11 protein-coding genes are annotated in these 13,725 nt (G+C 73.7%); 5 read left to right on the forward strand and 6 right to left on the reverse strand.

The window, feature by feature from the left end; all coding sequences use genetic code 11:
- Positions 1 to 133 precede the first annotated feature (133 nt).
- Positions 134 to 2,110 carry a murein biosynthesis integral membrane protein MurJ gene (murJ, locus tag NH602_RS19350; protein ID WP_179761853.1) on the forward strand — a complete coding sequence of 659 codons (1,977 nt, stop codon included), beginning with the start codon at positions 134 to 136 and terminating at the stop codon, positions 2,108 to 2,110.
- A gap of 277 nt (positions 2,111 to 2,387) precedes the next feature.
- Here murJ and NH602_RS19355 read toward each other — a convergent pair whose 3' ends face one another.
- Positions 2,388 to 3,713: a hypothetical protein gene (locus NH602_RS19355; protein WP_073576395.1), complete on the reverse strand. Its 1,326-nt coding sequence runs from the start codon at positions 3,711 to 3,713 to the stop codon at positions 2,388 to 2,390.
- Between the two features lie 184 nt (positions 3,714 to 3,897).
- Between NH602_RS19355 and NH602_RS19360 the strand changes: the two genes are divergently transcribed.
- Positions 3,898 to 4,998: an adenosine deaminase gene (locus tag NH602_RS19360; protein WP_253068541.1), complete on the forward strand. Its 1,101-nt coding sequence runs from the start codon at positions 3,898 to 3,900 to the stop codon at positions 4,996 to 4,998.
- 130 nt (positions 4,999 to 5,128) lie between these two features.
- A complete protein-coding gene (locus NH602_RS19365; protein WP_073576393.1) occupies positions 5,129 to 5,686 on the forward strand; it encodes a TetR family transcriptional regulator in 558 nt (185 codons plus the stop codon).
- Between the two features lie 26 nt (positions 5,687 to 5,712).
- Here NH602_RS19365 and NH602_RS19370 read toward each other — a convergent pair whose 3' ends face one another.
- The 3 genes from NH602_RS19370 to NH602_RS19380 form a co-directional block, all read right to left on the reverse strand.
- Positions 5,713 to 8,187, reverse strand: a complete 2,475-nt coding sequence (locus NH602_RS19370; RefSeq protein ID WP_179761854.1) for a cytochrome P450/oxidoreductase — start codon at positions 8,185 to 8,187, stop codon at positions 5,713 to 5,715.
- Between the two features lie 161 nt (positions 8,188 to 8,348).
- Positions 8,349 to 9,611: a primosomal protein gene (locus NH602_RS19375; RefSeq protein WP_253068542.1), complete on the reverse strand. Its 1,263-nt coding sequence runs from the start codon at positions 9,609 to 9,611 to the stop codon at positions 8,349 to 8,351.
- Positions 9,612 to 9,696: 85 nt separating this feature from the next.
- Positions 9,697 to 9,933, reverse strand: a complete 237-nt coding sequence (locus NH602_RS19380; RefSeq protein ID WP_073576391.1) for a hypothetical protein — start codon at positions 9,931 to 9,933, stop codon at positions 9,697 to 9,699.
- A gap of 524 nt (positions 9,934 to 10,457) precedes the next feature.
- Here NH602_RS19380 and upp point away from each other — a divergent pair.
- Positions 10,458 to 11,081: a uracil phosphoribosyltransferase gene (gene upp / locus NH602_RS19385; protein WP_062397653.1), complete on the forward strand. Its 624-nt coding sequence runs from the start codon at positions 10,458 to 10,460 to the stop codon at positions 11,079 to 11,081.
- Positions 11,082 to 11,088: 7 nt separating this feature from the next.
- On the forward strand, positions 11,089 to 11,838 hold the full coding sequence (locus NH602_RS19390; RefSeq protein ID WP_073576389.1) for a GDSL-type esterase/lipase family protein: 750 nt from the start codon (positions 11,089 to 11,091) through the stop codon (positions 11,836 to 11,838).
- A gap of 1 nt (position 11,839) precedes the next feature.
- Here the strand turns inward: NH602_RS19390 and NH602_RS19395 are convergent, their stop codons facing one another.
- Both NH602_RS19395 and NH602_RS19400 read right to left on the reverse strand, forming a co-directional pair.
- Positions 11,840 to 12,301 carry a flavodoxin family protein gene (locus tag NH602_RS19395; protein WP_062397648.1) on the reverse strand — a complete coding sequence of 154 codons (462 nt, stop codon included), beginning with the start codon at positions 12,299 to 12,301 and terminating at the stop codon, positions 11,840 to 11,842.
- Positions 12,298 to 13,725 (reverse strand): phospho-sugar mutase (locus NH602_RS19400; protein WP_253068543.1); only part of this gene is annotated, 1,428 nt, incomplete at its 5' end. The genes NH602_RS19400 and NH602_RS19395, both read right to left, overlap by 4 nt.

Genomic DNA, 13,725 nt, shown 5'->3' on the forward strand with positions numbered 1-13,725 from the left:
CGCCGGGACGGGCGGATCCGTGACACGCCCGCCGCTGCGCCGTGACGCCGGGCCGGTGCGCCCACCGGTGGGTGACGGCGCGGTGCCGGGCGGGCGTCGGCACGACGATTCCGATCCGGCACGATGGACGACGATGCGTGAGGACCGACGAGCGGCGGAGCGGGCGCCCCACCCCGCGGTGGTGCGGCACCAGCTGCTGCCCCGACCGGTGATGGGCCCCGACCCCCGGCGGACCCCGCGGACGCCCCCGGAGGGGGCCGCCGAGGTGACCCGTCCGCTCGGGCCCGGCCGGATCCCCGACCCGGGGGAGCCGACCACCCCGCTGGGACCGGTGGCCGGCGCGTCGCCCGGCCGTCCCACACCCCCGGCGCGCCCGGACGGCGCCGCCGCGGGTCCGGGGACGCCCTCGCACGGCACCGCGCCGGCGGGGGAGACGCCCGGGGACGGCGGAGCACCGGCCCCGGGGACGTCCGGGGACGACCCCGCCGGGACCACACCGTCCGGCGGCGCGGAGCACACCGGCTCGCTCGTCCGCTCCTCCGGCATGATCGCGATCGCCAGCCTGGTCAGCAGGCTCACCGGCTTCGTCCGGAACCTCGCGCTGGTCGCGGTGCTGGGCTTCGCGGTCGTCAACGACTCCTACACGATCTCGAACACGCTGCCGAACATCGTCTACGAGCTGCTGCTCGGCGGGGTCCTGACCAGCGTGATGATCCCGGTGCTGGTCCGCGCCCAGGCCGAGGACGCCGACGGCGGCGAACGCTTCACCCGGCGTCTGCTCACCGTCGTCGGGGCCGCGTTGCTGGTCGCGACCCTGATCGCGATGGCCGCCGCCCCGCTGCTGACGAGGCTCTACCTCGGTTCGGGGGACACCGGGCAGGCCAACCCGGCCCTGGCCACGGCGTTCGCCTGGCTGCTGCTGCCGCAGATCTTCTTCTACGGCATCGGCGCGCTGCTCGGCGCGGTCCTGAACTCGAAACAGGTGTTCGGGCCGTTCGCCTGGGCGCCGGTGCTCAACAACCTGGTCCTGCTGGGTGTGCTCGTCGTCTACGTGCTCGTGCCGGGGGAGATCTCCGTCGACCCGGTCCGGATGGGTGACCCGAAGCTGCTGGTGCTGGGTGTCGGGACGACGCTCGGCATCGTCGTCCAGGCACTGGTGCTCATCCCGTTCATGCGCAGCATCGGGTTCCGCTACCGCCCGGTGTGGGGCTGGGACCCGCGGCTGTCGCTGGCCGGCGGGATGGCGCTGTGGATCGTGGCCTACGTGCTGGTCGGGCAGGCCGGCTACATCGTCACCACCCGGGTCGCCGCGTCGGCGTCCGAGGGGTCGGTCGCGACCTACATGAACGCGTGGCTGCTGCTCCAGGTCCCGTACGGGGTGCTCGGGGTGTCGCTGCTGACCGCACTGATGCCGCGGATGAGCCGCGCCGCGGCCAAGGGCGACGTCGACCAGGTCGTCACCGACCTCTCGCTCGGCGCGCGCCTGTCCACCGTCGGGCTCGTCCCGATCGCGGCCGTCATGACGGCGTTCGGCCCGTCCCTGGGCACCGCGCTGTTCTCCGTCGGGGCGGGCAGCGGGACCGGGGCCGAGCGCCTCGGTCAGGCCGTCGCCTGGTCGGCGTTCGGGCTGCTGCCCTACGCGGTCACGATGCTGCAGATGCGCGTGTTCTACGCGATGACCGACTCCCGCACCCCGACGCTGATCCAGGTCGGCATGGTGGGGGTCAAGATCCCGCTGTTGCTGGCGTGCCCGCTGCTGCTCCCGCCGGAGCAGGTCGTGCTCGGCCTCGCCGCGGCGAACGGGGTCTCGTTCGTCGGGGGCGCGGTGCTCGGGCAGTGGCTGCTGCGCCGCCGCCTCGGGCGGGCCCGCTCCGGCGAGGTCCTGGTGTGCCTGGCCAAGGTCGCGTCCGCCTCCGCGGTCGCCGCCGCCGTCGCCTGGGGTCTCACCCGGCTGCTGGGCCCGGTGCTGGCGGACTGGCCGGACGTGGCTCGCGCCTGGACCCTGCTGGTCGGTGGCGCGCTGATCGCGCTGCCGCTGGCCGTCGCCGGGATGCGGGTGCTGAAGGTGTCCGAGCTCGACGCCGTCTTCCGCCGCCTCGCCCGCCGCTGACCCTCCTGCGTCGCCCCCCCGCGGGGTGCCCCCAGGGGAACCTTCGTGGCTTAGAGCGCTACGAGAGTTCCCCTGGGGGCACCCCCGCCGGGGCGTGCGGGGCGCGGTTGGGGCGGAGCTGAGGGCAGGATCCACGACGACCTCCGTCCACCGGCAGCGGTGCGGAGACGATGGGACCGTCGCGGCCGGTTGTCACCGGCCGGTGCACGGGCCCGGAACGCACGAACGCCGCGCCCCCGGCGTGCGGGGCGCGGCGTCCGTCAGGAGAACCGGCGGCTCAGTCGTCCGGGTCGTCGCCGACCAGGTCGGCGGCGGAGGCACCGTTCTGGCTCTTCACCGCGACCTTGGCCCGCCCGCGGCGCTGGGCCGGGCGGGGCGGGGGCGGCGGGGCCTGCTGGGCGTACTGCCCACCCCGGCCCATGATCAGCTCCGCGAACGTCGCCATGGCCTCGTCGAGCTGGCTGGCGTTGCGGCGCTCGGACTCGGCGTTGGCCTTGGTGACCAGGTCGCTGACCGAGCCGGTGTCCGGACGGTCGCGCAGCACGGTGTCGAGGCCGGCGAGCCGGTCGTCGACGCCCGTCGAGAGCTTGTCCACGTCGCCGGCGAGCTTCTCGAGGCGGGTGTCGACCTCCCCGGTCAGCTTGTCGAGGCGGCCGTCGACGTCGCCGGTCAGCTTGTCGAGCTTCCCGTCGACGCTCTCGCCGAGCGCGTCGAACCGGCCGTCCACGGCCTCCGACAGCGACGACAGCCGCTCGGTGACCGAGCCGTCGAGCTCGCCGAGGCGGTCCTTCAGGGACCCGCCGAGCTTGCCGACCCGCTCCTTGACCGACCCGTCCAGGTCGGTCAGCTTGCCGTCGAGACCGGACTCGACCGAGTCGAGCCGGGTGCCGACCTCCTCCAGACGGGCGGAGAGGGCCTCCAGCCGCTCGGTGAGGGCGTCGAACGCCGGGGCCGGGTCGACGGCCGGGCGCTGGGCCAGGTCCTCCAGGCGGCGGTGCAGGCCCACCGAGGTGTCGCCCAGCAGATTGCGCAGGCCCTCGCCGGTCTCCTCGAAGGAGTGCACGGCCGCGTCGAGCTGCTCGCGCACCTGACGCTCGACGCCGTCGACCCGCTCCTTGATCGGGGAGGCGACGGCGTTCGGCATCGCGTCGAGCCGCATCTCGTGCCGGTCGAGGCGGTTGTCGAGGTCGTCGAGGCGCTTGTGCAGGCCGCCCAGGCGGTCGTCCAGGCCGTCCATCCGGCCCGAGACGCCCTCGAGGCGCCCGCCCATGCCGTCGAGCCGCCCGTCGAGCTGAGCGATCGGCTTGGCCAGCTTGTCCGGCAGGGACTCGATGGCCCGGGTGATCGCGCCGAGCACGATCTCGGTGTTGTCCAGCTTGGACACGGTCTCGTCGAGGCGCTCGGCCAGGACGTTCAGCTCGGTCCGGTCGGGGAGTTCGGTGAGCTTCTTGCGCACGGTGCCGATGGCGTCCAGGGCCGCCAGCCGGGCGTGGATCTCGTCGAGGGAGTCGAAGATCTGCTGCTGTTCGCTGTCACGGATCTCGGCCGCTCGCATGAGCATGCCGCGCATCCGGTCGAACGAGAGGTTCGAAGTGTCGCTCATGGCACCTGCTGCGCTTCCTCTGAGCCAAGTGGGGAGTGCCCAGAGGGTAGCGACCGCCGTACGAGGGTCGACGGACGGTGTTGCGCTCGGCCGTCCGGGGCATGTCTCCGCGCCCGGATCGGGTCGATCATGGCAGGTCCGGGCGCCGGTCGTCGCGCGCCACGCCGCTCGGTACCGTGCCCGGGTGGCAGATCCCACCGCTCCCGTCCCGGTCACCCGCGACACCGTCCGCCGCGCCCCCAAGGTGCTCCTGCACGACCACCTCGACGGCGGCCTGCGGGTCGGGACCGTCGTCGACCTGGCCCGCGAGTACGGCTACGACAAGCTCCCCACCACCGACCCCGGCGAGCTCGCGGCCTGGTTCCTCGGTGCCGCCCACTCCGGCTCGCTGGTCCGCTACCTCGAGACCTTCGGGCACACCGTCGCCGTGCTGCAGACCCGGGAGGCGCTGACCCGGGTCGCGGCCGAGGCCGCCGAGGACCTGGCCGCCGACGGTGTCGTCTACGCCGAGGTGCGTTTCGCCCCCGAGCTGCACGTCGAGGGCGGTCTGGACCTCGACGCCGTCATCGCGGCCGTCCTCGACGGGTTCCGGATCGGCACCGCCCGCGCCGCGGCGGCCGGGAACACCGTCCGGGTCGGGACCCTGCTCACCGCGATGCGGCACGCCGCCCGGTCCCGGGAGATCGCCGAGCTGGCCGTGCGCCACCGCGACTCCGGCGTGGTCGGGTTCGACATCGCCGGCGCCGAGAAGGGGTTCCCGCCCACCCGCCACCTCGACGCGTTCGAGTACGTCCGTCAGCAGAACGCCCACGTCACCATCCACGCCGGTGAGGCGTTCGGGCTGCCGTCGATCTGGGAGGCCGTGCAGTGGTGCGGCGCCGACCGGCTCGGACACGGCGTCCGGATCGTCGACGACATCACCGTCACCGACGACGGCCCGCACCTGGGCCGCCTCGCCGCCTGGGTCCGCGACAGCCGTATCCCGCTGGAGATGTGCCCGACCTCGAACGTGCACACCGGCGCCGCGTCGTCGCTGGCCGAGCATCCCATCGGGCTGCTCACCGACCTGCGGTTCCGGGTCACGGTCAACACCGACAACCGGCTGATGTCCGGCTGCACCATGACCAGCGAGATGTACGACCTGGCCGAGACCTTCGGCTACGGCTGGGACACCCTGCGCTGGTTCACCGTCAATGCGATGAAGTCGGCGTTCATCGGGTTCGACGAGCGCCTGGCGCTCATCGAGGACGTCATCAAGCCCGGGTACGAAGCCCTGTCACGCTAGTCGTGCCGGCCCTGCCGACGCTGCTCGTCCCGATCGACACGACCGTGGTGGGCCCGGCGGTCCCCGCACCGGTGTCCGGGCCGACGCGAGGGCGCAGAGCCGCGTGTCACTGCTGTCCTACGCTCGTCGCATGAGTGCTCCTGCCTTCTACACCGAACTGCGCGCGTTGCGGCTCGAGAGGGTGCTGGACGCCTCGGTCGAGCTGATCACCGAGGAGGGCTGGGACCGGCTCAGCATCACCAAGGTCGCCCAGCGCTCCGGAGTGCCGCGGCAGAGCCTGCACAAGGAGGTCGGTACCAAGGCCGAACTCGGCCGCGCCGTGGTGGACCGTGAGGTCGAACGGTTCCTGGCGCGGGTGCAGGAGGGAGTGGCGGCCCATCCCGACTCGCTGGAGGACGGGATCGCCGCGGCGGCGCGCCACGCACTCGACCACGGTCGGGAGAACGCGGTCCTCGCCGCGGTCCTGCGTCCCGGCCACGACCACGGTCTCCTGGAGCTGGTCGCCGTGCATCCGGACGTCGTGCTCGGCAACGCCGTGCAGGCCCTCGGCGCCCAGCTCGGTGCGGCCGCCCCCGAGGCCATGGTCGACACCGTGGTCCGGCTCGTCCTCAGCCATCTGCTGCAACCGACCGTGGAGGTCGACCAGGCCGTGGACCGGGTCAGGCACGTGGTGCGCGGATTCGCCTGAGTCCCGGCCCCCCGACGGCAGCCGTCTCAGAGGTCCAGGACCAGTCGCCGGGTCAGCGCGCGTGACACGCACGTCATCATGACCTCACCCCGCTCCCGCTCGGCCCGCGAGAGCACCGCGTCGCGGTGATCGGGGGTGCCCTCGACGACGTCGGCCTCGCAGGTGCCGCAGATGCCCTCCATGCAGGAGCCCATCACGGCCACACCGGCCTGCTCCAGCGCGTCGAAGACCGACATGCCTCGAGCGACGTCCACGGTGACCCCCGAGGCGGCGCATTCGACCTCGAACGTGTCCAGCCCTCCCGTGGTCGGGTCGGCCACCGCGGCCACGAACCGTTCGAGATGCAGGCTGTCCCGGGGCCAGGTACCGCACCTGCCCTCGACCGCGTCGAGGAGTGCGCCCGGGCCGCAGCAGTAGACGAGGGTGTCGGTCCGCGGGGTGCCCAGGACGGAGTCGAGGTCGAGCAGGCCGCGCTCGTCCTGGGGCCACACGGTCACCCGCTCGTCGTCGTCGAGCTCGTCGAGGAAGGCCATCGACGTCCGGGACCGGCCGCCGTACAACAGGTGCCAGTCGGCGCCGTCGGACCGGGCGGACTCGACCATGGCGCGGATGGGGGTGATGCCGATGCCGCCGGCGATGAACTGGTAGCGAGGTGACGGTTCGAGGGCGAAGTGGTTGCGGGGACCTCGGACACGCAGCGTGTGCCCCACATCCAGCGTGTCGTGCACGTACGCCGACCCTCCGCGACTCCGCGGTTCGCGCAGCACCGCCACCCTCCAGGGGGAGCCCGGCGCTGGGTCGCCGCACAAGGAGTACTGCCGTGTCAGCCCGCGGTTCAGGACCACGTCGATGTGGGCACCGGGCGCCCAGGCCGGCAAGGCGGCGCCCGTGGGGTCGGTGAGGGTCAGCTCGACGACCCCTTCGGCCACCTCGCGGCGCGACGCGACCTGCAGGTCCAGGAGGCCGGCGCCGCGCGGGGTGGCCCGCCCGACCCGGGACGACGACGTCGGCGTCGCGGTGGGGGTGGGCTCGGAGACGGGCGAGGCGGACGACGCCGCAGCCGGGGCCGCCCCCCGCTCGGCGGCCAGGGCCGAGCGGTACGGGCCGTCGCCGGGCCGCTCTCCACCCGCAGGCGTCAGCCGCACCATCATCGAGCTGTAGCCGCGCACGAAGTTCGACTGCACCCGGGTCGGTTCGGCGAGGACCTCGATGTCGTCGAAGCGTGCGAGCAGCTCCTCCCAGAGGATGCGCAACTGCAACTCGGCGAGCCGGCTGCCCATGCAGCGGTGCGGACCGATACCGAACGCAAGGTGGTGCCGTGCGTTCCGCCTGTCGATGAGGAACGAGTCCGGGTCCTCGAACGTCCGCTCGTCCCGGTTCGCCGAGGCGTACCACATGACGACCTTGTCGCCCTTGCGGATGAACTGGCCGTTCAGGACGGTGTCGCGCGTGGCGACCCGGCGCATGTAGGCCAGCGGTGTCTGCCACCGCAGGATCTCGTGGACCAGCTTCGGCACGAGCGACGGATCGGCCCGCAGCCGGTCGAACTGCTCGGGGAACTGGTTGAGGGCCAGCACGCCACCGGTCATCGAGTTCCGGGTGGTGTCGTTGCCGCCCACCACGAGCAGTACCAGGTTGCCCAGGAACTCCATCGGACGATGGATCAGGTCCTTGGTGTCCTCGGAGAGCTGCATGAGGGTGATGAGGTCGTAACCCGGCTCGTCACCGTCGGCGAGACGAGCCGCCTTCTCGTGCCACAGCTCGCTGAAGGCGCGTGCCATCTCCGCGGCACCGCGGTAGATCTCGTCGGTGTCGTTGGAGCCGCCGGTCGCCGACGCGCTCGTCGCCACCAGATCCGTCCACTGCACCAGCTTGCGGCGCTGGTCGTACGGGAAGTCGAGCAGGGTGGCCAGCATCCGCGAGGTCAGCTCCACGCTGACCCGGTCGACCCAGTCGAACGGCTCTCCCACCGGCAACCCGTCGAGGACCTCCCGCACACGCGAACGGATCAGGCCCTCCATCTCCTCGAGGTTCTTCGGAGCCACGACACCCTGCACGGCTGCGCGCTGCTGGTCGTGGCGCGGCGGGTCCATCGCGATGAACATCTCGATGTCGAGACCGTCCGGCGGCGAACCGAGGACGATCTGCGGTTCCGCGGAGAAGGTCTCGAAGTCCTTGTCGACCCGCACGATGTCGTCGTACCGGGTGACCGACCAGAACGGCCCGAACGCGCTGTCGGCCCGGAAGTGCACGGGCGCCTCGTCGCGCAGCCGACGGAAGTAGGGCAGCCACTGCTGCTGACGCCACAGGAACGGGTTGCTGACGTCGATCTCGGTCAGGTCGAGGTCGGACACCTCCGCGATGCCGGACTCGCTGAAGCGTGGTTGCCCGTCACCGACCACCAGCCTCCTGGCCCGCTGCATCAGATGCAGCGCCTGGATCTGGCGGCGCATCGGGATCGCCGCCTGGGCTCGGGTGCGGACCTGATCGGGAACGCGCATGCCGTCGACCACCTTGTCGAGATGACTGCTGACGACATAAGCGAATCATAAGTCCCCGACGCTGACAATATCCGATCGAATGTCAGAGCTGGGACATCCCGGAACGCCCCGGCGCTCCGGTTCTTCCGGCCCTGGGCAGGCCCCTTGCGGGGCCGATCGGGCTAGTGCTCCCGCAGCCGGGCCTCGAGCCCGGCGACGAGCTCGCCCCAGGACTGCGCCTCCTGGGTGAACGGCGGGCTGGGCGCCATCCGCGTCGGGTCCGGCCGCACGACGAACGACACGAGCCAGCCGAGGCTGTTGGACTCGGCGAGGACCTCGGCGGGCTCGGGGTCCCCGGCCCACTCGCCGACGTCGGTCAGCAGCTCCGAGGCCAGGTCGAGCTGGACCGGGTCCAGGTCGAGCACGCCCTCGGCGAGGTCGGGGCCGATCCCGGTCAGCACGTAGGTGTTCATGTCCTCGACGCCGCCGTCGAGCTCGCCGACGGCGGCCGCGTCGAGCACCTCGGCGAAGGTGACGGCCGCGGTCAGGTCGGTCCCGGCGACGGCGGGGTGCTCCCGGTCGGCCAGCGCCCGGAACAGCGCACGCTCGGAGCCGAACACGTCGATCCGGCCGTCGGAGCCGAGGAAGACCGGCTTGTCGTCGAGGTAGCAGCGCAGGCTGACCACGGAGCGGTCGCCGACCTCGATGCGGATCGGGTCGATGCCGACCTCGGCCCAGAAGCCGGTCGGCTCCTCCGCGGAGGTGTCGGCGTCCTCGGTGCCCGCGGCGAGCGCGGCGGCCTCGAGGGCCTCGTCGTCGTCGAGGGGCTGTTCGGCGAGACGGTCGCGCAGCTCCTGTTCCTCGGCGCGCGCCTTGTCCAGCGCCCCGGCGTCGAGGTCCGGTGTGGCGACGAGGTCGTCGACGGTGTCGACGATCCCGTCCCAGTGCGTCGCGATCGCCTCGGACAGCGCGGTCCAGCGCTTGGCGCCGTCACGTCCGGCGAAGGCCTGCTCGCCCTCGCGCAGCAGCGCGAACGTGGGCTCGCCGTCGAGCGCGGCGATCACGGCGGAGAGGTCGCAGACGTCGGCCAGCGACCGGACGATCGAGACGGTCTCGTGCAGCTCCTGCACGGTCAGCGCGTCCGGGTCGGCGGCGGCCAGCTCCGGCAGACCGACCAGGTCGTACCGGTGGACGGCGTCGGGGGTCAGCTCGGCCACCGCGAGCCCGGGGACCGCGGACCACGCGGGGTGGTCGGTCAGGTCGTGCTCGGGTGCGGTCCGCACGAACGCGGCGAGACCGGCCACCTCGTCGAAGACGAACACGTGCTCGTCGTCGCCGAGGAAGGCTTCCCACTCCTCGCCGTCCTCGCGCCAGGGGGGAGCCCACAGGGTGACCACGTCGCCCCGGGTGAGAGCGAGCCGGATCGGGACGATGTCGCTTGCCACGGGGCGAGCCTATCGTCGCGTCCTGCCGCCGGCCGGTCCCACCACCTCGGGTGTCGCCGGCCCGGCGGATCACGGTCGTGCGGGGTCAGGCCTGGGAGTGCAGTCGGACCACTCCGATGGACACGTCCTCGAGTCCACCCCGGTCGAAGTCGCGTCGCAGCTGGTCGGCCTTGACGGTCGCCGTCATCCCGTCGAACGGGCCGTGCGCGTCCACCTCCCCGGTCTGCGGGTCCACCGCCAGAACAACGTATCCGTCGCACTGCGTGAGCTTTTCCGCAGCAGCGATCAACGTCTGCTCCTCGGAAGTCGTGTTCTCCGGCATCGGATCACCTCCTTGTCGTCTAGTACAGCGTCGGCGGTGCCCTCGATGTGACACCGTTTCGGCCATACCACCCGTTCGGGTCAGGTGAATCGCGAGATCGGCGACCGCGCGTGCTGATCGTGGCACTCCACGCGGTCGATCACGCGATCCGGGGAACCGGCCGTGTCCGACCGGCAACCGTTGGTGATCACGGTTCCGCTCCGGGATCGGCTGTCACGCAAGGTCTGCGAGGGTGTCCGCGGCCTCACCCGGGAGGACGAGGAGATGCATCCGGCCGGTCCCGGCGTCACTCGTCGGTGAGCGCGTGCTTCTCACGCTTCGTGAACCGTGACACGCATCCGTGTCAACGTCCGGGGATGACGTCCCGGTGTCCGTCCGGTCACGGGACGGCATCGTCGCAGGACACGGAGCGCGTCCGGCCGTCGGGTCCCACGGCCCGGCGGGGCGACGGCACCGGATCGGTGGGCCGGGCGCCTCCTCACGGGGGATCTCCGCGCGGCCCGGCCGCCGTAGGGTGTGCGGCCGTGGACACGATCGTCGTCGACCACCCGCTCGCGCGGGCCCGGCTCAGCACCATGCGGGACGCCCGCACCGACAACGCGACCTTCCGGGCGGCGTTGCGCGAGCTCACCCTGATGCTGGTCTACGAGGCCACCCGCTCGGCGCCGCTGGCCGAGGACCGGATCCACACCCCGGTCTCGCGCACGGTCGGCCACCGGCTCGCCGTCCCGCCGGTGCTCGTCCCCGTGCTGCGGGCCGGGCTGGGGATGGCCGAGGCCGCGCTGAACCTGATCCCGGACTCGCAGATGGGCTTCGTCGGCATGGCCCGCGACGAGACGACCCACCAGCCGGTGCCCTACATGGAGTCGCTGCCCGACAGCCTCGTCGGGCGGCCGGTGTTCGTGCTCGACCCGATGCTGGCCACCGGCGGCTCGATGGTGCACACCGTGGAGCTGCTGACCCGCCGCGGCGCCGACGACGTGACGGTCCTCTGCGCGCTGTCCGCGCCGGAGGGCGTGGAGCGGCTGCGCGCGTCCGGGCTGCCGGTCCGGATGGTGACCGCCAGCATCGACGAGCGGCTCAACGACTCCGCGTTCATCGTCCCCGGCCTCGGCGACGCCGGGGACCGCCAGTTCGGCGCGGTCTGAGTCCGCCGTGAGGCCCTCCCGCCGCATCCTCACCGGGGTCGTGGCGACGGTGGCCGCGGTCGCGCTGTCGGCGCTGCCCGCGGCGGACCGGCCGGAGGACGCCGAGGTGCCCGCCGCCGTCGACGATCCCGGGGTGGTGCGGGTGATGCCGCTGGGCGCGTCGTCGACGGTCGGGGTGGGGAGCCCGGCGACGGCCGGTTACCGCCTCCCGCTGTGGCAGCGCCTGGCCGCCGACGGCGTCCGCATCGACTACGTCGGCTCCCGCAGCTCCGGGCCTGACGCGCTGCCCGACACCGACCACGAGGGCCGCTCCGGCTGGACGGCGGCCCGGATGGTGCCGATGACGGGCGGCTGGGTGCTGGCCGCGCAGCCGGACGTCGTGCTGCTGCACGCCGGGACCAACGACCTGTTGCAGGACGCGAGCGCGCGGGCGACGGCGGCGAGCCTGGACCGGCTGCTGGACCGCGTGTTCGCGGCCGCACCGCACACCCACGTGATCATGGCCGGGGTGTGGGCGCCGCTGCCGAAGCAACGGGCCGAGCGGGCGCGGCTGGCCGAGTACCTGCCCCGGGTCGCCGCCGCGCACCGGGCGGCCGGGCACTCGGTGGAGTTCGTCGACACCGCCACCCTGTTCCCCGCCGGGCGGACCGCGGACGGCCTGCACGCCGGACCGGGCGCCTACCGCACGATCGCGTCGGTGTGGGCCGACCGGATCGAGGCGCACCTCGGGGTGCGGCCCGCCACCGGGCGCCGGTAGCTCAGCCCTCCGGCATGACGGTCGCGGCGACGACCGCGCCCAGCTCGCGGCACGCGGCCCGGGCGGCGGCGTCCGGGGGACCCGCGACCTCGACCGGCGCGGCCGCCGCGGTCCAGCCCATCGCCCCGGCGACCGTCGTCACCGAGCGGGTCGCGCCGGAGGTGTCCGAGCCGCCGTGCACCCACAGCCCGTAGGGCAGGCCGCGGGTGTCGTCGGCGCAGACGTAGAAGACCTGGTCGAGGAAGTGCTTGAGCGCGCCGGACATGTAGCCGATGTTCGCCGGCGTCCCGAGGACGACGGCGTCCGCGGCGAGCAGGTCGCTCGCCGTCGCGGCCAGGGCGGCGCGGGCGACGACCTCCACCCCGGTGATGTCCGGGTCGGCCGCGCCCGCGCGGACCTCGGCGAGCAGCTCCGCGGTGGCGGGGGACGGCGTGTGGTGGACCAGGAGCAGGCGCGCGCTCATCCGGCGAGCATCCCGTCGACCTCCGCGCGCAGCGCGGCCAGGCGCTCCGCGGCGACGGCCCGCGACGCCGGCACCGCGGCCACGTCGCCGGTGGGGTCCTCCACGACCTCCAGGTAGGCCTTGAGCTTCGGCTCGGTCCCCGACGGGCGGATCACCACGCGGGTCCCGGGGCGCCGCAGCCGCAGGACGTCGGGGGCCGGGCGGTCGGCCTCCCAGCCGGCCGGGGGCGCGGCGCGCAGCCGGGCGACGGCGGCGTCGCGCTCGACGGGGGCCATCCGGATCGAGACACCCCGGGTGGCGTGCACGCCGAACTCCGCCGCCAGCTCGTCGAGCCGCCGCGGCACCGACGACCCGGCCGCGGCGAGCCCGCGTACCAGGTCCGCGGCGACGACGGCGGCGGAGACGCCGTCCTTGTCCCGGACGCCGTCGGGGTCGACGCAGAGTCCGATCGCCTCCTCGTAGCCGAAGACGAGCCCGTCGCCGGCCCGCACGATCCACTTGAACCCGGTGAGGGTCTCGGCGGAGCGGGCCCCGCGGGCGGCCGCGACCCGGGCGAGCATCGACGACGACACGACGGTCGTCGCGACCAGCGGGTCCGCCGCGGTCCCGGTCCGCAGGACGTGGTCGCCGAGCAGCACGCCGGTCTCGTCGCCGGACAGCATCCGCCAGCCGTCACCGAAGGCGACGCCGAGCGCGCACCGGTCGGCGTCCGGGTCCAGCGCGACGGCGAGGTCCGCGCCGCTCCGGGCGGCCAGCGCGAGCAGCGCGTCGGTCGCGCCGGGCTCCTCCGGGTTCGGGAAGGCGACCGTCGGGAAGTCGGGGTCGGGCACGGCCTGGCTCGCGACGACGGCGACGTCGTGCACCCCGGCCCGGGCGAGCGCGGCGACCGCGGTCGCGCCGCCGACGCCGTGCATCGGGGTGAGCGCGATCCGCGGCGCGGGCGCCCCGGTGTTCCCCGACAGCGTTGCGACCCGGTCCAGGTAGGCGCCGGTGACCTCCGCCGGGTCCGGCAGCGGCCCGAGCGGCACCGACACCGCGGGCGGGGCGGCGGTGATCGCGTCCTCGATGGCGGCGTCGTCGGGGCCCACGAGCTGCGCGCCGTCGGCGAGGTAGACCTTGTAGCCGTTGTCGGCGGGCGGGTTGTGCGAGGCGGTGACGGCGATCCCGGCGACCGCGCCGAGGTGGCGCACGGCGAAGGCCACCAGCGGGGTGGGGACGGGGCCGTCGAGCAGGGTCACAGTGAACCCGGCGCCGGTCAGCACCCGGGCGGTGGCCTCGGCGAACGCCGCCGACCCGTGCCGGGCGTCCCGGCCGACGACGACCCGGCCGGTGCCCGTGGTCCGGGCCAGGTGGTCGGCCAGGCCGGCGGTCGCCCTGGTCACGACGGCGACGTTCATCCCCGACGGCCCGGCCCGCACCGGCCC

Source organism: Pseudonocardia sp. McavD-2-B (assembly GCF_024124365.1).
Classification (GTDB): Bacteria; Actinomycetota; Actinomycetes; order Mycobacteriales; family Pseudonocardiaceae; genus Pseudonocardia; species Pseudonocardia alni.

What these genes read in the sequence shown, in the direction of transcription:
- NH602_RS19395 (WP_062397648.1), bottom strand. Translation starts at nt 12,301, where the DNA reads ATGAGCGCGCGCCTGCTCCTGGTCCACCACACGCCGTCCCCCGCCACC.
- NH602_RS19365 (WP_073576393.1), top strand. Translation starts at nt 5,129, where the DNA reads ATGAGTGCTCCTGCCTTCTACACCGAACTGCGCGCGTTGCGGCTCGAG.
- murJ (WP_179761853.1), top strand. Translation starts at nt 134, where the DNA reads ATGCGTGAGGACCGACGAGCGGCGGAGCGGGCGCCCCACCCCGCGGTG.
- NH602_RS19380 (WP_073576391.1), bottom strand. Translation starts at nt 9,933, where the DNA reads ATGCCGGAGAACACGACTTCCGAGGAGCAGACGTTGATCGCTGCTGCG.
- NH602_RS19355 (WP_073576395.1), bottom strand. Translation starts at nt 3,713, where the DNA reads ATGAGCGACACTTCGAACCTCTCGTTCGACCGGATGCGCGGCATGCTC.
- NH602_RS19370 (WP_179761854.1), bottom strand. Translation starts at nt 8,187, where the DNA reads ATGCGCGTTCCCGATCAGGTCCGCACCCGAGCCCAGGCGGCGATCCCG.